The organism is Mesorhizobium sp. M0626 (assembly GCF_040320665.1).
Lineage (GTDB): Bacteria > Pseudomonadota > Alphaproteobacteria > Rhizobiales > Rhizobiaceae > Mesorhizobium.
Genome location: NZ_JAMYQD010000002.1, coordinates 189,629 through 206,307, shown reverse-complemented (window position 1 = coordinate 206,307; position 16,679 = coordinate 189,629). Strand labels below are relative to the sequence as shown.

Genomic DNA, 16,679 nt, shown 5'->3' with positions numbered 1-16,679 from the left:
AAGCGCATCGCGGCATCCCTATAGAAGAACAACTGGATTTTGCGCCGCAACGCCGGCGCCGAGGGAATTCCAAGCGAAAGGACATTCATGCCCTGGAACGACAAGAGCGGCGGTGGCGGCGGCCCATGGGGCGGCGGCGGCGGCAACAATCAGGGACCCTGGGGGCAGGGACCCAAGGGGCCCAGCGGCCCGCCGGGGTCACCTCCCGATCTCGAAGACATCATCCGCCGCGGCCAGGACCGGCTGCGGCGCGCGCTGCCCGGTGGCGGCGGCGCCAGCCCGGCCGTGTTTGCGCTGATCGCAGCGGCTCTGATCGTGCTGTGGGCGTTCAAGGCGGTCTACACCGTGCAGCCGGACGAGGTTGCGGTCGAGCTGCGCTTCGGCAAGCCGAAGGCGGAGCTGTCGCAGCCGGGTCTGCATTTCCATTGGTGGCCGGTCGAAACCGTCGAGACGGCCAACATCGCCGAACAACTCGTCGATATCGGTGGTGGCGGCGCGACGAGCGGCAACTCGTCGGGGCTGATGCTTACCGGCGACCAGAACATCGTCAACGTCCAGTTTTCGGTGGCCTATCAGGTCTCCGATCCCCGGGCCTATCTGTTCGACGTCTCCGACCCAGAAGGCATGCTGCAGCAGGTCGCAGAGAGCGCCATGCGCGAAGCGGTCGGCCGGCGACCGGCCCAGGACATCTTCCGCGACGACCGTCAGGGCATTGCGGCGTCGGTGCGTGAAATCATCCAGACGACGCTGGACGGCTACAAGGCCGGCCTGAACGTCAACGCAGTTTCGATCGAGGACGCGGCGCCGCCGCGTGAAGTGGCCGACGCGTTCGACGAAGTGCAGCGCGCTGAGCAGGACGAAGACAAGTTCGTCGAGCAGGCCAACCAGTATTCCAACCAGAAGCTCGGCCAGGCGCGTGGCGCCGCGGCGCAGATCCGCGAGGACGCGGCAGCCTACAAGAACCGTGTCGTCCAGGAAGCCGAAGGTGAGGCGCAGCGCTTCATCTCGGTCTATGACGAATACGCCAAGGCGCCCGATGTGACGCGCCGGCGGCTTTATCTGGAAACGATGGAAAAGGTGCTGAAGGATTCCAACAAGGTCATCGTCGAACAGGGCAATGGACAAGGCGTCGTTCCCTATCTGCCGCTGCCGGCACTGCAGCCGAAGGCGCCGGCGCCTGCCGGCGCGACCACGGGAGGAGCCCAGTGATGGCCAATCGTCTTCCCATCATCGCGGTCATCGCGGCCGTGCTTCTGTTCCTGCTCTACTCCTCGGTCTTCGTGGTCAACGCGCGCCAGCAGGCGCTCGTGCTGCGGTTCGGCGAGATCGTCGACGTCAAGAATGAACCCGGCATCTATTTCAAGGCGCCTTTCGCCTTCTTCGACGCAGACAGCGTGCAGTTGATCGAAAACAGGGTGCTGCGCTTCGATCTCGATAACATCCGCGTCCAGGTTTCGGGCGGCAAGTTCTACGAGGTCGACGCTTTCATCGCGTACCGCATCTCGGATCCGCGCGTGTTCCGCTCAGCCGTGTCCGGTCAGATCACACTGGCCGAAGCACGACTGAGGACGCGTCTCGATGCGGCGCTGCGCCGTGTCTACGGTCTGCGCGACTTCGAGGCGGCGCTTTCGGAAGAGCGGGCCGTGATGATGCGCGAAGTGCGCGATCAGCTTCGGCCCGACGCCACCTCGCTCGGCCTGCAGATCGAGGATGTGCGCATCCGCCGAACCGATCTGACGGCCGAGGTTTCGCAGCAGACCTTCGACCGCATGAAGGCCGAACGTTTGGCCGAGGCCGAACGGCTGAGGGCACGCGGCAAAGAGGCCGCGCAGCGCATCACCGCCCGCGCCGACCGCGAAGTGGTGGAAATCGTCGCCGAAGCGCGCAAGGAATCGGAAATCCTGCGTGGTGAAGGTGAAGCCCAGCGCAGCGCGACCTTTGCCGACGCCTACAAACGCGATCCGGCGTTCTTCGACTTCTACCGGTCGATGAATGCCTATGGCACGGCGCTGGACAACTCCGGGACGACGATGGTGCTGTCGCCGAACTCGGAGTTCTTCCGCTTCTTCCGCAATCCGGACGGGACGGACGCGAAGCCGGCGGCGCCTGCGGCTCCGGCGACGGCACCTGCCGCGCCGGCGACGGCACCTGCCGCGCCGGCTGCACAACCTGCACCCGCCCAGTAGGGCGGTGCAGGATTTCCTTGCGGCCATAGGCCTGGTCCTCGTTGTCGAGGGCCTGGTCTATGGCGGCTTTCCCGGCCTTGCCAAACGTCTTGCCGGCGAAGTGCTGTCGACGCCGGAAATTGCGCTGCGCATCGTCGGGCTGGTGGCGATCGCCATCGGCGTCGGCATCGTCTGGTTGGTGCGTGGCTGAGGACCGCTGATCTGCAATTCCAGGAAAGTGTGAGCGGTTTTCCGTCCGGAATTGCGTAAAAGCAAAGGGATTGAACGGTTCGCCGTTTCCGCGAAACGGCGAACCGCTCTAAGGTGTAACGGAGGATTTATCCTCCTGATGTGGCCATAGCCGCAAACGTGCCGTATTTCTTGCCAACATGACGCGACGCGGCGTTTTGCCGAAGCGCTTTTTCTTTTCAGATTCCGGGAGGCTTTCGATGACATCCAACACCCTTCTGCGCGCGGCGCGGCGGACGTTCATCGCAGGTGCTGCGGCACTTATGGTCGGCGCGCTTGCCGTTCCGGCTTTCGTGACGCCGACGGTGGCCGCGGACGGACCGGCTTCGGTTGCCGACCTCGCCGAAGGCCTGCTCGGTGCGGTGGTCAACATCTCGACCTCGCAGACCGTGAAGGGCACGGAAGGTCCGGGCGCGGTGCCGATGCCGCAGCTGCCCGAGGGTTCGCCGTTCCAGGATTTCTTCGACGACTTCTTCAAGAACCGTGGCGGCGACAAGGATGGCGGCGCGCAAAAAGTGCAGTCGCTGGGCTCCGGCTTCGTAGTCGACGCCGAGCAAGGCATTGTCGTCACCAACAACCACGTCATCGCCGATGCAGACGATATCGAGGTGAATTTCTCCGACGGCGTGACGCTCAAGGCGACGCTGGTCGGCACCGACACCAAGACCGACGTGGCGGTGCTCAAGGTCGACCCGAAGGGCCACAAGCTGACGGCGGTGAAGTTCGGCGATTCCAACAAGATGCGCGTCGGCGACTGGGTGATGGCGATCGGCAATCCGTTCGGCCTTGGCGGCACGGTGACGGTCGGCATCGTCTCGGCCCGCAACCGCGACATCAATTCCGGCCCCTACGACGACTTCATCCAGACCGACGCCGCCATCAACCGCGGCAATTCCGGCGGGCCGCTGTTCAACAGCCTGGGCGAGGTCATCGGTATCAACACGGCGATCATCTCGCCGTCGGGCGGCTCGATCGGCATCGGTTTCTCCATCCCCTCGCAGCTTGCCTCGGGCGTCGTCGACCAGCTGCGCCAGTTCGGCGAGACCCGTCGCGGCTGGCTCGGCGTGCGCATCCAGCCGGTGACCGACGACATCGCCGAGAGCCTCGGCATGGCGACCGCCAAGGGCGCGCTGGTGGCCGGCGTCATCAAGGGCGGACCGGTCGACAACGGCACAATTCTCGCCGGCGACGTCATCATCAAGTTCGATGGCAAGGACATCCATGAAATGCGCGACCTGCCGCGCGTCGTGGCGGAAAGCCCGGTCGGCAAGGCGGTCGACGTGATCATCGTGCGCAAGGGCGTCGAGCAGACGGTGAAGGTGACGCTCGGCCGGCTTGAGGACGGCGAGAAGGTCGCTGCCGGTGAGGACGGCACTACCGATGAGGACAAGGGCGGCGACAAGGCGCCCGCGGTCTCCACGGCCTCGGTGCTCGGCATGACCGTCGGCGAGCTCAATGACGACACACGGAAAAAATTCGGCATCGCGGCCGACGTCTCCGGCGTCGTCATCACCGACGTCACCAAGGATTCGGCCGCCGCCGAGCGCGGCATCCAGGCCGGCGAGGTGATCACCGAAATCGCCCAGGAATCGGTCGCGACCCCGAAGGACGTGATGGACCGGATCGGCGCGCTGAAGGAGCAGGGCCGCAAGAATGCGCTCTTGATGCTGGCGTCCAAGACAGGCGAGTTGCGCTTCGTGACGATCCGGATGGATTGAGTCCGGAAAGCCCCATAACCGATTGTCTTCAGGGAAAGGGCGGCTAGCGAGCCGCCCTTTTTCGTGCCTGCCAGTCCGTGCGTGACAGTTTGTAGAGGACATGCCGCTTGAGGTGCGGGTGGCTGTCAGGGATGGATGGGTGGTCGAAATCGCGAGCCGGGTCAGGGCTCATGCCAAGACGCTCCATGACGGCCGTCGAGCGGCGGTTGGCTGCGACGGCGAAGGAGACGATCTCGTCGCGGTCAAGCGTTTCGAAGCCAAAGGCGAGCCAGGCTTCGGAGGCCTCCGTGACATAGCCCTTGCGCCAGAATTCCGGCGCCAACCGCCAGCCGATCTCGATCGTATCGGAAGGCAGGGACGGCACGTGATCGGTCTTTAAGAGACCGACGAAGCCGATGCATTCCCCAGTCGCGGCGATCTCGGCGGCGGCAAAACCAAAGCCGTCCTCGGCGATCCAGCCCCGAAACTCGTCCATCTTGGCATCCGTCTCGGCGCGGTCGCGGCGGAACGGAAAGAATTCCATCACCCGCTCGTCCGAATTGATGCGGTGGAAGAGTTCGCGGTCGCGGTCTTCCCAGTTGCGCAGATGAGGCGCTCGGTGCGCATCGGTTTCATTGGGCGAACTCTTCCTGGCGGTAGCCCTGGAGATAAAGCAGCGCGGTGAGATCGCCATGGTCGATGCGGACCTTGGCTTCGGCAGCAACGGCCGGCTTGGCGTGGAGCGCGACACCGGTGCCGGCCAGGCGGATCATGTCGAGGTCGTTGGCGCCGTCGCCGACCGCAATCGCATCGAATGGCGTCAGGCCGAGGCGGGCCGAGATATCGTTCAGCGCATCGGCCTTGGCGGCGCGGCCGAGGATCGGCTCGGCGACCAGGCCGGCAAAGCGCCCGTTCTCCTCGATCAGGCGGTTGGCACGGTTTTCCTCGAAGCCGAGCATGGCGGCGACACGGCTGGTGAAGACGTCGAAGCCGCCGGAGACAAGCGCCGTCCAGGCGCCATTGGCGCGCATCGTCTGCACCAGAGCGCGGCCGCCCGACGCCAGCGTCAGGCGGTTCGCGATGATGCGGTCGACGACGGCGGCATCGAGGCCTTTCAGCAGCGCCACGCGTTCACGCAGCGACGGCTCGAAAGCGATCTCGCCGTTCATCGAGCGTGCCGTGATGGCGGCAACGCGGTCCTTGACGCCGATCTCGTCGGCGAGTTCGTCGATGCATTCCTGGTCGATCATGGTTGAATCCATATCGGCAAGCAGGATTGTCTTGCGGCGGCTTTCGGCCTGCTGAACGATCACGTCGACCGGCTCTGAACCAAGTGCTGTGCGCAAGGCCGCACTTGCCTCAGCGGCTTCTGCCCCCTCGGGCAACACCAGATCGCAGGCGACGCCTTCGCCCAGCCAGCGAACAGCGCTTGCGCCGACCGACCGTGAGGCCATATTCGCAAGCGAGGCCGACATCGCGCGGCGGACGGGGTGAGACACAAGCGTGGCAATGAGCGGCATCGAGACTTCCAAGCAGCTAGGCGAGGGCGGGCAGGCGGGCGAGGGCCGCGTGAAGAACGCGATCCTGATAGCCGGGCCGACCGCCAGCGGCAAGTCGGCGCTGGCGCTCGATCTCGCCGAACGCAAGGGCGGTGTCATCGTCAACACCGATTCCATGCAAGGCTACTCGGTGCTCGACGTGCTGACGGCGCGGCCGAATGCCGCCGATCTCGCCCGCGCGCCGCACTTTCTCTATGGCCACGTGCATCCCTCCACCGCCTATTCCACCGGCGCCTGGCTGCGCGACGTGATGAAGCTGATCGATGACGGCACGCTCGCCCGACAGCCCGACGCCGCCGCCTTTGAACGTCCGGTGATTTTCGTCGGCGGCACCGGGCTCTATTTTCGCGCACTTGCCGAGGGCATTTCGGAAATGCCCGACATTCCGCAGCAGGTACGCGACCGCTGGCGCTACGAGTTAAAGGAGCAAGGCGCAGCCAAGCTGCACCGCATCCTGATGCATGAGGATTCGGCGGTCGCCATGCAGCTGAAGCCGACCGACGGCCAGCGCATCGTGCGGGCGCTGGAGGTGCTCGATGCATCCGGCCGCTCCATCCTCGAATGGCAGGCAGCGCGCGGCCGGCCGCTGATCGACCGCGACAGCGCTCGGTTCTTCGTTATCGAGCCGGACCGCGCCGCCCTTGTCGAGCGGATCGAAACAAGGTTCGACCGCATGCTCGATCTCGGCGCGCTCGATGAGGTCAAACGGCTTGCGGCGCTTGGCCTCGATCCCGAGCTGCCGGCGATGAAGGCGATCGGCGTTCGCGAACTTTCGGCCGCCATGGCCGGTGACATCAGCTTTCCTCAGGCCATCGAGCGCTGCAAGGCAGCGACGCGGCAATATGCCAAACGGCAAACGACGTGGTTTCGCCATCAGCTGGGACCGGAATGGCTGAGATTGCGGCCCGGCGACGGCCTGCAAGCCGTGATTTGATTTTCGTGCTGCTAATACAATTAAAGAAACAGAAGTAGGAATGAACATTCCCGCTCCGGTTGTCTGGATTAACCGTCCGTAAGGCGCCGGCATGCCATAGATCCGGGGGGTACTTTTCCAACGGGGAGCAGATGCGTTTCCACAAGGCGGAATCCGCATTTTTCGTCTTTATTTTCGTGATCCTGGCCGCAGGCCTGGTGACGCTTTATGCCTATGGTCAATTGCAGTCCATCGCGGTCGGTCACGATACGACTTCCCGGGTCGAGAGGATCGCTTATCTCAACACGCTGCTGTTTGTCACCGGGGTGCTGCTGGCGACAGCGCTGTTCTTCGGCGTGTTCTTCATCTACCCGTTGATCCGTAGGCAGGCGACGGAAGAGGGCAAGCTGCGCGCCATGACGGTTTCGCTCAGCGCCCGCTCGGAAACGCTGCAGCATGCGGCATTGACCGACGGCCTTACCGGCATGCAGAACCGGCGCTATTTCGACGATGCGCTGAAGGAATATCTCGAGGAATTCCGCCGCATCGAAAAGCCCGTCGGGCTGATGATCCTCGACCTCGATCATTTCAAGCAGGTCAACGACACGCATGGCCACGATGTCGGCGACGAGGTGCTGAGGGCAGTCGCCAATTGCCTCAAAGGCATGACGCGCTATCACGACGTGGTGGCGCGGCTCGGCGGCGAAGAGTTCGCCGTTGTCACCCCCAACATGGACGCGGAGTTGTTGGGGAAGTTCGCCGAACGCATCCGCAAGGCGATTGCCAACATGTCGGTGCTGTCGGGCAATGTCCGCCTCAAGATCACCACCAGCGTCGGTCTTGCCGTCTGGGATCGGAAGGAAACGGCCGAGGAATTCTACCGCCGCGCCGACCGCCAGCTCTACGAGGCGAAGAGGCAAGGCCGCAACCGCGTCTGCGCCTAAAATCCCGAAGAAGAATTCATGAGGCCGGTTGCCTGACGTGGCTTTCTCGACTTCCGGTGCTCACGGACTAAATGTCCGCTCCGCTCCGGCTTCTCGAAAGCCACGCCATTCAATCCGGCCTGATGAATTCCCTTTCGGGATTTTGCCCAAGCGGGCCAACGAAGCCGAGCCCTGGCGCTCCGGCGGCTTCTCAATTGGCCGGCAAAAAAGTCGCTACGCTGAAGGTCAATCGTTCTGCGGGCGCATGCCGAAGGTTGTGGGCTTGAGGCCGTAGCGCAGGTCGAAATCGTCGTCGGGCTGGACGCGCTGGGCGGTGGCCGGCTTGCGGTAATCGGGATCGCCGGCCTGGCGGCCGGAGTCCACGACCTCGGCGAAGGCCATCTGCTGCTGCGGCTTCGGGACGTTGCGCAGCCGCTCGACGATGGCGGCGAGATCGACGTCGTTGCCGTCCTGCGAGAACTCGTCCTGCTCTCGCTTGGCGGTGCCGGGGATCAGGTTCTCCGCCAGTTTTTCGAACTTCAGCCGCATGGTCGTCGCCACGCCTTCACCGAAGGCGATGGCTTCGCGCTGGCCCATGGAGGACAGAAAGGCCAGCGTCGAGGCGGAGGAATCGGCGATCGCCGAGCGGATGATCGCCTGGTCCTGCTCATTGGCCAGCCGCATGGCGAAGAAGGTCGAGCATTGCGACAGGATGGTCGGATCGAGTTCACCCGGGCGCTGGGTGACGACGCCGAGATAGCAGCCATATTTGCGGCCTTCCTTGGCGATGCGCGACAGTGCATGCCTTGTCGGGGCGAAGCCAAGGCGTGGATCGGCCGGCATATAGCGGTGTGCTTCCTCGCACAGCAGCAACAGCTTCAGCCGGCCCTCGCTCCACAGCGCAAGGTCGAAGGCGAGCCGAGCCAGCACCGAACAGACGGAGTTGACCACTTCGGACGGCATGCCGGCCATCTCGAAGCAGGTCACCGGGCGGCCATGATGCGGCACACGGAAAATATTGCCGATCGTCTCGTGGATCGTGTCCTCGATTAGCCGCGAATTGAACATGAAGCGATAGCGCGGGTCGGACGCGGCGGACTCGATGCGCGTCTTCAGCGATTTCAGCGTCGGGCGGTCGTTCTTGCTTTCCAAGAGGCCCATGCGCTCGTCGATCTGCTTGATGAGATCGACCATGCGGTAGGGCACCGGCGTGTCGGCGGTCAGCGCATCGCTGCCGCGGCGCACGTAAGAGCCTGAATTGGGATTGCGATAGAGGTTCTTGGCGGCGGGGATCAGGTCGCGCAGGACATCGACTTCTTCCGGCACGACCTCTCGGCCGCGAAACAGCACTTCGGCGAATTCTTCGAGCCTGAACATCCAGAACGGCAGATCAAGCGTCTTGGAATCGACCCGGACGCAGAACTCAGGCAGGGATGCCGCGAATTCATTGTGCGGATCGAGAATGAGGATTCGCAGATCGGGCCGGGCGGCGATCGATTTGCGCAGCAGCAGCGAGATGGCGGTGGATTTGCCGACGCCGGTTGTGCCGACAACGGCAAAATGGCGCGCCAGCGTGTCGTCGATGGCGATGTTGGCGTCGATCGACTCATCCTGCGACAGCGTACCGATGGTGATCGAATGACGCCCGGCGAGATCGTAGACCGCCTGCAGATCACGGGTACGGATGCGGTGCGCTATGGCGCCGATATGAGGATAGGTGGTGATGCCGCGGTCGAACACCGGTTTGGCCCCCGGTTCGGCGCCGTCGCGCACTTCGCCGATCAGCTCGACGCTGACCTCGATGGGGTTTTGTCCCTCATTGCTCCAGGCGCGATCCGACTTGCCGATTTCGTAGACCAGACCAACGGTGCGCGATGTCCCGAGATTGATGGAGATCATCTTGCCGACGGTCCACAGGCCGGTGACCGCGCCTTCGATGTCGTCGGCATAGGCGCTGATGGTGGCGCGCGCACCGTCGCACTGCACGACGTTGCCGAGAATGCGCTTGTCGCTCTGCTCTGCGCGGCGGCGCTCCTGCGAGGTCGGTTCGCCGACGGAGGCTTCGCGCTCGACAAACATACGATCCGATCCCCATTCTCGTGGAGCCTCGATCCTACACAGACGGGGTTAAGGTGGCGTGATGCGGGATGGTGTAGCAGGGGTTAACCCGTCAGCGAAAATTCAACCGGCCGGCCTCTTTTCCGAATCCAAATATTCGATATATTGGACGAATGACTGATATAGCGAATGACATGTCGGCCACGATAGGCAGACGAATCCACGCCGAAAGAGCCTTGCGGGACTGGTCGTTGGCCGACCTGGCGAACCGCTCCGGCGTCTCCAAAGCCATGCTCAGCACTATCGAGCGCGGCATGACCAGCCCGACGGCCGCGCTGCTGGTGCGCATCGCCGCTGCTTTCGGCATGACGCTGTCGACGCTGATAGCACGCGCCGAGCAGCAAGGTGGCGGCCTGCTGCGCGAGAGTGAGCAGCCGGTATGGCGCGACCCCGGTACGGGCTATGTCCGTCGGCATCTGTCGCCGGTTTCCGACACGCCGCTCGAATTGATCCGGGTGCAACTGCCGGCTGGCGCCAGTGTGAGTTTCCCGGCGGCGTCCTATGCCTTCATCAAGCAGCAGATGTGGCTGATCTCCGGGCGACTTGAGTTCACCGAGGGTGATATGGTGCATAGTCTCGAGCCCGGCGACTGCCTGGCGCTCGGCGCGCCGTCGGACTGCACGTTCCATGCCGTCGGACCGCAGCCGGCCGACTATCTGGTTGCGCTGGTCAGGGGCTGAAATCGTGGCAAGACGTCCCAAGCGCTCCGACAATGGCGGACCGCCGCTCGATGATTACAAGGGCCCGCCATGGGGCAAGGGCGATCCCTACATCTTCCTGGCCTGGCAGGCAGCGCATGCCAAGGCGTGGAAGGCGCCAAGCCGTGACGTGATGCTGATGCGCATGGAAAAGGCCGAGCGGCTTGGCCTGACCTATGAGGAATACACGCTCGAAATCCTCGAACGCGGGCTGCATCTGCAGCCGAAAGACACCGATCGCATCGCCGCGATCAAGGCGAGACGAAAGCGGCGCCGCGTCGCGCGTCTGAATTAGCAAGGGAAAGTGCAGGTGAGTCCCATCGAAATCAGGTCGCTGACTGCGGGAACACGCGACATGCTGGCCGACCTCCTGATCGAGACGGTCGCGGACGGCGGCTCCGTCAGCTTCATGCATCCCTTATCCAGGCAAGCGGCGGAAACTTTCTGGAGCAACTCGTTGGTGGCAGCAGAGAGAGGTGAAAGAGCGGTGCTGGGTGCATGGAAGGGCGAGGTTCTGGTCGGCACCGTGACCGTGCTGCTCGACTTTCCTGATAATCAGCCGCACCGGGCCGAGATCGCCAAGCTGATGACCCGCGTCGAACACCGCGGCAAAGGCATAGCGAGCCGGCTGATGCGGGCGGCAGAAACGCTCGCCGTCGAGAAAGGCCGCACGCTTCTGGTGCTGGACACCGCAACCGAGGAGGGCGCTTCCGGCCTTTACGAAAAACTCGGCTTCACGCTCACTGGCGAAATACCGGACTTTGCCTTGAAGCCCCATGGCGGGCTGACCGGCACGCTCATCTACTGGAAGCGCATCGGCGGCGCTGCCTAAGCCTTGTGATGAACCTCTTGCAGCGCGTAGACCGGCGTCGCGATGCCTTCCATGCGCGCCTTCAGCTGCAGCGCCAGGAACTGGGAGTAATGGCGCGACTGGTGCAAATTGCCGCCATGGAACCACAGCGCCTCCTGCTGCGTCGGCTTCCACATGTTGCGCAGCTCGCCTTCCCAGGGGCCTGGGTCCTTGGTGGTGTTGGAGCCGAGGCCCCAGCATTTGCCGACCTTGTCCGCGACCTCCCGTGAGATCAAATCAGCCGCCCAGCCATTCATCGAACCGTAGCCGGTGGCGTAGACGATGAGATCGGCCGGCAGTTCCGATCCATCGCTGAGCAGGACCGAATGCTCCTTGATCTCCTTCACCTCGACGCCGCTCTTCAATTTGATCGAGCCGTCGATGATCAGGTCGGAGGCGCCGACATCGATGTAATAGCCCGAGCCGCGTCTCAGATACTTCATGAACAGGCCGGAGCCATCGTCGCCCCAGTCGAGCATGAAGCCCGCCTTCTCAAGGCCCTTGTAGAATTTGTCGTCGCGCTTCTTCATCTCGGCATAGGCCGGGATCTGGAATTCGTGCAGGATCTTGTAGGGCAGCGAGGCAAAGACGAGGTCGGCCTTGGCGGTGGTCATGCCGCTCGCGACCGCCTTTTCCGAATAGAGCGAGCCCAGCCCGATCTCCATCAGCGTGTCGGACTTGACGATATGCGTGGTCGAGCGCTGTACCATGGTGACGTCGGCGCCGGCCTCCCAAAGGGCTGCTGCAATGTCGTGGGCGGAGTTGTTCGAGCCGATGACGACAGCTTGTCTGCCGACATAGGCATCGGGTCCCGGGTGTTTCGAGGAGTGATGCTGGTCGCCCTTGAAGCTTTCCATGCCCTTGAAGTTCGGCATGTTGGCCTTGCCGGATTGCCCGGTGGCCAGCACCAGTTGCTTCGGCTTGAGCGTGATGTCCTTGCCGTCGCGGCGCACGACAACGGTCCATTCCTTTTTCTTGTCGTCATAAACGGCGCTCTTGGCCTCGGTCGATGACCAGTAATTCAGCTCCATCACCTTGGCGTACATTTCCAGCCAATCGCCGATCTTGTCCTTGGGTGCGAACACGGGCCAGTTCCTGGGGAAGTCGATATAGGGCAGATGGTCGTACCAGACGGGGTCGTGCAGGCAGAGCGACTTGTAGCGCTTGCGCCAGCTGTCACCGGCACGCTCGTTCTTCTCGACGATGATGGTGGGCACGCCGAGCTGCCGCAGCCGGGCGCCGAGCGCGATCCCGCCCTGGCCGCCGCCGATGATCAGCGTGTAGGGCTGCGTCTTGAAGCCGAGTTCGGCGGCTTCCTTCTCGCGCTCCTCCTTCCAGGTCGGGCGGTTCTTGCCATGGCCGTGCTTGGCGCCGAGCGGGCGGTCGAAACCGGCCGGCTCCTCATGGCCCTTCAGCTCGACCATGGTGGTGAGCAGCGTCCAGATCTTCCCGTCCTTCAGCCGGATGTGGCCGAAGCCGCGCGCGACAGACGTTTCGAAACTGATCCAGCCGTCGAGCATGCCATCCTTTTCAGTGGCGTCCTCGCCCTTGGCGATCGCCCAGTTCGATGGGTTGGTTTTGGCCAGCTGGCTCACCAGCATGTCGCGCACCTGGTCACGGCCTTCCATGGTCTTGATGTTCCAGGTGAAGCTGACGAGATCGCGCCAAAAACAATCCTCCTGAAAGCAGGCGACCGCCTTGTCGATGTCGCCGGCGGCGAGTGCCGCGCCGAAGCGATCGAGCAGGTCGGAAAGCTTCTTGTTGGGGGCCTTGTCGAGCATTGAATTTCCTCCGCGATTTTTCCTGGCCGCCTGTAGCGAGCGGAACCCTGCCGAAGCTTGACGTCCGGCCTGGCGCAGTATCGCGACAAATTATGCGCCGCGTCACGTCGTCCAATAGTTTGCCGCGTATTCAGGGGCTTATCGGGAAATCGGGACGCCGAAGACCGTTGCGAACCAGCGGCGGACCGCTTCTTCGGCCGGGCTCAGATGCGCGCCCGAAGGTGCGGTCAGATAGTGGCCGGCACCGCTCGACAGCGTAAAGCCGGACAGGGTGACGAGAGATCCTTCGCGCAGTGCCGCGTCGGCCAACGGTCGCGATCCCAGCACCATGCCGGCGCCGTGCTTCGCCGCCTCCAGTGCGGTAACGAAACTGTCGAATTTGTGCGTGGGCCCGAGCGCCGGCTTCATCCGGGCGACGGCGAACCACTCGCCCCACATTTCCCGCGCGCCGACCACTGTAAGTCTCGGCAATCCTGTCCAATCCTTGGCCTTGGCGATATTTGGCGACGCCATCGGCGTCAAGGTTTCGCGGGTGAGGCGGTCGGCCTGCCGTCCGGCAAAGGAGCCGGAGCCAATGCCGAATCGGATGTCGAGACCCACAAAGCGCTCGCCGTAATCGGCCGGTGTGTGGATGGTCTCGATCTGCAGCTGGACGAAGGGCAGGTCCTTGGCCATTTGCGGCAGCTTTGGCGCGATCATCAGCACAGCAAACGAGATCGGCGAGCGTATCGTCACGCTCTGGACGGTCTTGGGTTCGAACAGCTCGCGCGTGCTGTTGGCGATCACGGCAAAGGCCGATTGCAGATGCGGCAGGTAGGCGGCACCCTCCGGCGTCAATTCGACGCCGCGCGCCAGGCGGATGAACAGCGGCTGCTTCAACCGCTCCTCGAGAGAACGGATGTGCTGGCTGACCGCAGCCTGGGTCAGGCCAAGCTCGGCCGCGGCGGCGGTGAAATTCGACAGCCGCGCGGCGGCCTCGAAACTCCGCAGCCAGTCAAGCGGGGGCAAGGGCAGGGTTGTTTCAGTCATAAACCGTTTAGGGCCTTTGGCTGCAAAATGATAATTTGAGTTATGCCTTCGACATCATCACGATGCAATCGGAAACCCTGCGGAGTTGGCTGCGGGGCGCAGCGGACAGGAACGGATCCCCATGCTTAGCCAGGCGCTGATCGGCGACGAAGGAAGAACGATCGACCTCGGGTGGAAGGACGGCGCGCGCACTCGCTTTCACGCAGTGTGGTTGCGCGACAATGCGCTCGACGACAAGACGCGCAGCGCCGGCAACGGCCAGCGGCTGATCACCATTCTCGACATTCCCGCGCAGACATGGATCGGCGCAGCCGCGATCAAGGGCGATGCGCTTGAAGTCAGTTTCGAACCGGAGGGAAAGACGGTGCGCTTTCCTGCGGCATGGCTGAGCGCCAATGCCTATGACCGCGATGCCGCCCGACAGCCCGGCTGGACAGGCGAGGGCACCGTGCGATGGACCAGGGCCTCTATGCAGAATTCGGTGCCGCGCGCCGGCTATCTCGCTGCCAGCCGCGACCGCGCCGTCTTGCGGCAATGGCTGTCGGCGGTGAAGACCTACGGCTTCGCGGTGATGGACGATTTGCCGCCCGAATCCGGGGCGCTGTGCAAAGTGTCCGATCTGTTCGGCTATATCAGGGAGACCAATTACGGCCGATGGTTCGAGGTGCGCGCCGAGGTCAATCCAACCAATCTGGCCTACACCAATCTTGGCCTGCAGGCGCATACCGACAATCCCTATCGCGATCCGGTGCCGACCTTGCAGATCCTGTCCTGCATCGAAAACACCGTGGAGGGCGGCGAATCCAGCGTCGTCGATGGTTTTGCCGTGGCGGCCGCGCTGCAGGCAGAAAACCCCGAAGGCTTCCGGCTGTTGAGTTCATACCCGGCGCGTTTCGAATATGCGGGGTCGTCGGGCGTGCGATTGCAGGCCAAACGGCCGATGATCGAGCTCGGGCCGGATGGCGAACTCATCGCCATCCGTTTCAACAACCGCTCGCTGGCGCCGACCGTCGATGTGCCGTTCGCGGAGATGGAGGCCTACTACGCCGCCTATCGCCGGTTTGCCGAACTGATCGAGGATCCTTCCTTCGAAGTCACCTTCAGGCTCGAGGCAGGCCAGGCCTTCATCGTCGATAACACCCGCGTCATGCATGCCCGCAAGCAATTCTCCGGCGCCGGCAAGCGCTGGCTGCAGGGCTGCTACGCCGACAAGGATGGCCTTTTGTCGACGCTGTCGGCGATCGAACACAGCTTCAAGGAGGCTGCGGAATGAGCGGCCAGGATTTGAACGCGGGCAACATCGTCGAATTCATCGCCGATATTTTCGAACGCCGAGGGGCGGAATCCTATCTCGGCGAACCCGTCACCATGTCGGAGCACATGTTGCAGGGCGCCTGGTTCGCCGAAAAGGACGGCGCGCCCGATGTGCTGGTGGCGGCAGCACTGCTGCACGATATCGGCCACTACACCAGCGAGTTCGGCACCTATTCGCCCGACGATGTCGAGGACAAGCATCATGACGAAGCCGGCGGCGAGGTGCTGGCGCCGTTCTTTCCACCGGTGATCGTCGAATGCGTCAGGCTGCATGTCGCGGCCAAGCGCTACCTCTGCGCTACCGACCCGACCTATTTCGGCAGGCTGTCGCAGGCCTCGGTCCACACGCTGTCGCTGCAAGGCGGGCCGATGAATGCCGAAGAGGTGGCCGAGTTCCGCAAGAACCCGTTCCACGAGGAAGCGGTTCGGGTCCGCATCTGGGACGAGGCCGGCAAGATCGCCAACATGAAGACCCGGGCATTTCGCGACTACATGCCGCTGCTGCAACGGGTTGTCCGCGACTTCGCCAATCGCGTCTGACCATAGTCCGGGGGAGGAACGGCATGTGCTACCGCTTCGACGGCGAGCATGCGCAAACTGTATGCCGGAGATCTGCCGCAAGAGTCTGCGTGCCGCAGGCGCTCGCGCCTCGCTGCCGATCCCTACCGGTGACGAGCCTTGTCACCGCGGATTTTATTGCGACATCCGTCGGCGCGGCCCAAGATCAGTAGGTCAGACTTCGGTGTATATTTGACTCAGACGAAGGTCTGAGAATCGAGCTGCAAGCACGAAAGGAGAGTTTCCTCAGCGTTTGTGAGCCGCAATTTTGGGCTGTTCATTCTTGAATACCGTGACACATCATGATGTGATGCTGGCATGAATGGAGCAAGGCAGCCCCTGTTTTCATCCGTGCGTCGCCGGGCGTACTTTAGCTTGCGCGTATTCGCGGCGGTTGCGGTGGCGATGCCGGTGCTTGGTCTGCGGTTGAGCCATGTCGACGGCTACAAGATCGAATTCGCCGCTGCCAGCGCCAAGAGCGGAAACAATGGCAATGGTAACGGTGGTGGCAACGGTAGTGGTAACGGTAATGGCTCAGGCGGCAACGCCGGGAATGGCAACGCCAACGGAAAGGGAAAAAATGGTGCCGGCGACAACGCCCCCGGTAGCCAAGCTCCCAGTAGCCAAGTCAATGCCGCTGGCGACACGGTGACGGTACAGGGCGCCAAAATCCAGGTCGTGCATCGCGATGGATTCAGCGAAAGCATCGAGGCCGGCCGCTTCACTATGAAGGATCCGCTTGGAAGGACAATTGTCGAACGCGCCGTAAGGGCCTCCGACATTGCTCGTCTGAAAGGGCTGTGACTGTTGGTTCGCCAACCAGCA

At 63.3% G+C, this 16,679-nt stretch carries 16 protein-coding genes and 1 pseudogene; 12 read left to right on the top strand and 5 right to left on the bottom strand.

The window, feature by feature from the left end; translation table 11 throughout:
- Positions 1-87 precede the first annotated feature (87 nt).
- From hflK to NKI37_RS03045, 4 genes are all read left to right on the top strand, one after another.
- Positions 88-1,209, top strand: a complete 1,122-nt coding sequence (gene hflK / locus NKI37_RS03060) for an FtsH protease activity modulator HflK (protein WP_023714743.1) — start codon at positions 88-90, stop codon at positions 1,207-1,209.
- A complete protein-coding gene (gene hflC / locus NKI37_RS03055; protein WP_023682089.1) occupies positions 1,209-2,186 on the top strand; it encodes a protease modulator HflC in 978 nt (325 codons plus the stop codon). Before hflK ends, hflC begins: the two co-directional genes overlap by 1 nt.
- 4 nt (positions 2,187-2,190) lie before the next feature.
- Positions 2,191-2,376 (top strand): DUF2065 domain-containing protein, encoded by a 186-nt coding sequence (locus NKI37_RS03050; protein WP_023668333.1) that lies wholly within the window; start codon positions 2,191-2,193, stop codon positions 2,374-2,376.
- Between the two features lie 238 nt (positions 2,377-2,614).
- Positions 2,615-4,132 (top strand): DegQ family serine endoprotease, encoded by a 1,518-nt coding sequence (locus NKI37_RS03045; protein ID WP_023682088.1) that lies wholly within the window; start codon positions 2,615-2,617, stop codon positions 4,130-4,132.
- Between the two features lie 43 nt (positions 4,133-4,175).
- Here the strand turns inward: NKI37_RS03045 and NKI37_RS03040 are convergent.
- Positions 4,176-4,747 (bottom strand): annotated as a pseudogene (locus tag NKI37_RS03040) (GNAT family N-acetyltransferase).
- The gene (gene serB, locus NKI37_RS03035) at positions 4,744-5,631 is read right to left on the bottom strand and encodes a phosphoserine phosphatase SerB (RefSeq protein WP_352789994.1); all 888 of its coding nucleotides are present in this window, start codon (positions 5,629-5,631) and stop codon (positions 4,744-4,746) included. The pseudogene NKI37_RS03040 and the gene serB overlap by 4 nt, the downstream one beginning before the upstream one ends.
- On the opposite strand from serB, the gene miaA reads away from it, so the two are divergent.
- Together miaA and NKI37_RS03025 are read left to right on the top strand one after the other, a co-directional pair.
- Complete coding sequence (gene miaA, locus NKI37_RS03030; RefSeq protein WP_352789992.1) at positions 5,621-6,604, top strand: tRNA (adenosine(37)-N6)-dimethylallyltransferase MiaA; 984 nt, start codon at positions 5,621-5,623, stop codon at positions 6,602-6,604. The two genes, serB and miaA, sit on opposite strands and share 11 nt — an antisense overlap.
- 131 nt (positions 6,605-6,735) lie before the next feature.
- Entirely contained in the window at positions 6,736-7,527 is a 792-nt protein-coding gene (locus NKI37_RS03025; protein WP_023690907.1) for a GGDEF domain-containing protein, read from the top strand.
- 225 nt (positions 7,528-7,752) lie between these two features.
- On the opposite strand, the gene NKI37_RS03020 is transcribed toward NKI37_RS03025, so the two are convergent.
- On the bottom strand, positions 7,753-9,585 hold the full coding sequence (locus tag NKI37_RS03020; protein WP_023668338.1) for an ATP-binding protein: 1,833 nt from the start codon (positions 9,583-9,585) through the stop codon (positions 7,753-7,755).
- 152 nt (positions 9,586-9,737) lie between these two features.
- On the opposite strand from NKI37_RS03020, the gene NKI37_RS03015 reads away from it, so the two are divergent.
- The 3 genes from NKI37_RS03015 to NKI37_RS03005 are packed head-to-tail and all read left to right on the top strand — an operon-like array spanning position 9,738 to position 11,154.
- Positions 9,738-10,304 carry a helix-turn-helix domain-containing protein gene (locus tag NKI37_RS03015; protein WP_023668339.1) on the top strand — a complete coding sequence of 189 codons (567 nt, stop codon included), beginning with the start codon at positions 9,738-9,740 and terminating at the stop codon, positions 10,302-10,304.
- A 4-nt stretch (positions 10,305-10,308) separates the two neighbouring features.
- Entirely contained in the window at positions 10,309-10,617 is a 309-nt protein-coding gene (locus tag NKI37_RS03010) for a hypothetical protein (protein WP_352789989.1), read from the top strand.
- A gap of 15 nt (positions 10,618-10,632) precedes the next feature.
- A complete protein-coding gene (locus NKI37_RS03005; protein WP_023712474.1) occupies positions 10,633-11,154 on the top strand; it encodes a GNAT family N-acetyltransferase in 522 nt (173 codons plus the stop codon).
- Here the strand turns inward: NKI37_RS03005 and NKI37_RS03000 are convergent.
- Positions 11,151-12,953 (bottom strand): NAD(P)-binding domain-containing protein, encoded by a 1,803-nt coding sequence (locus NKI37_RS03000; protein WP_352789986.1) that lies wholly within the window; start codon positions 12,951-12,953, stop codon positions 11,151-11,153. The genes NKI37_RS03005 and NKI37_RS03000 overlap by 4 nt on opposite strands.
- Before the next feature lie 138 nt (positions 12,954-13,091).
- Positions 13,092-13,982: a LysR family transcriptional regulator gene (locus NKI37_RS02995; RefSeq protein ID WP_023805523.1), complete on the bottom strand. Its 891-nt coding sequence runs from the start codon at positions 13,980-13,982 to the stop codon at positions 13,092-13,094.
- A 121-nt stretch (positions 13,983-14,103) separates the two neighbouring features.
- Here NKI37_RS02995 and tmpA point away from each other — a divergent pair, with 121 nt between their 5' ends.
- From tmpA to NKI37_RS02980, 3 genes are all read left to right on the top strand, one after another.
- A complete protein-coding gene (gene tmpA, locus NKI37_RS02990; RefSeq protein WP_023805522.1) occupies positions 14,104-15,255 on the top strand; it encodes a 2-trimethylaminoethylphosphonate dioxygenase in 1,152 nt (383 codons plus the stop codon).
- On the top strand, positions 15,252-15,836 hold the full coding sequence (tmpB, locus tag NKI37_RS02985; protein ID WP_023805521.1) for a (R)-1-hydroxy-2-trimethylaminoethylphosphonate oxygenase: 585 nt from the start codon (positions 15,252-15,254) through the stop codon (positions 15,834-15,836). The genes tmpA and tmpB overlap by 4 nt, the downstream gene beginning before the upstream one ends.
- Positions 15,837-16,229: 393 nt before the next feature.
- Complete coding sequence (locus NKI37_RS02980) at positions 16,230-16,658, top strand: hypothetical protein (RefSeq protein ID WP_023750905.1); 429 nt, start codon at positions 16,230-16,232, stop codon at positions 16,656-16,658.
- The last annotated feature ends 21 nt before the right edge of the window (positions 16,659-16,679 follow it).

Excerpts from the sequence above, each read along its gene's own strand:
- serB (WP_352789994.1), bottom strand. The coding sequence starts at position 5,631 with ATGCCGCTCATTGCCACGCTTGTGTCTCACCCCGTCCGCCGCGCGATG.
- hflC (WP_023682089.1), top strand. The coding sequence starts at position 1,209 with ATGGCCAATCGTCTTCCCATCATCGCGGTCATCGCGGCCGTGCTTCTG.
- NKI37_RS03015 (WP_023668339.1), top strand. The coding sequence starts at position 9,738 with ATGACTGATATAGCGAATGACATGTCGGCCACGATAGGCAGACGAATC.
- NKI37_RS03025 (WP_023690907.1), top strand. The coding sequence starts at position 6,736 with ATGCGTTTCCACAAGGCGGAATCCGCATTTTTCGTCTTTATTTTCGTG.
- NKI37_RS03020 (WP_023668338.1), bottom strand. The coding sequence starts at position 9,585 with ATGTTTGTCGAGCGCGAAGCCTCCGTCGGCGAACCGACCTCGCAGGAG.
- tmpA (WP_023805522.1), top strand. The coding sequence starts at position 14,104 with ATGCTTAGCCAGGCGCTGATCGGCGACGAAGGAAGAACGATCGACCTC.
- tmpB (WP_023805521.1), top strand. The coding sequence starts at position 15,252 with ATGAGCGGCCAGGATTTGAACGCGGGCAACATCGTCGAATTCATCGCC.
- NKI37_RS03045 (WP_023682088.1), top strand. The coding sequence starts at position 2,615 with ATGACATCCAACACCCTTCTGCGCGCGGCGCGGCGGACGTTCATCGCA.
- NKI37_RS03000 (WP_352789986.1), bottom strand. The coding sequence starts at position 12,953 with ATGCTCGACAAGGCCCCCAACAAGAAGCTTTCCGACCTGCTCGATCGC.
- miaA (WP_352789992.1), top strand. The coding sequence starts at position 5,621 with ATGAGCGGCATCGAGACTTCCAAGCAGCTAGGCGAGGGCGGGCAGGCG.
- hflK (WP_023714743.1), top strand. The coding sequence starts at position 88 with ATGCCCTGGAACGACAAGAGCGGCGGTGGCGGCGGCCCATGGGGCGGC.
- NKI37_RS02995 (WP_023805523.1), bottom strand. The coding sequence starts at position 13,982 with ATGACTGAAACAACCCTGCCCTTGCCCCCGCTTGACTGGCTGCGGAGT.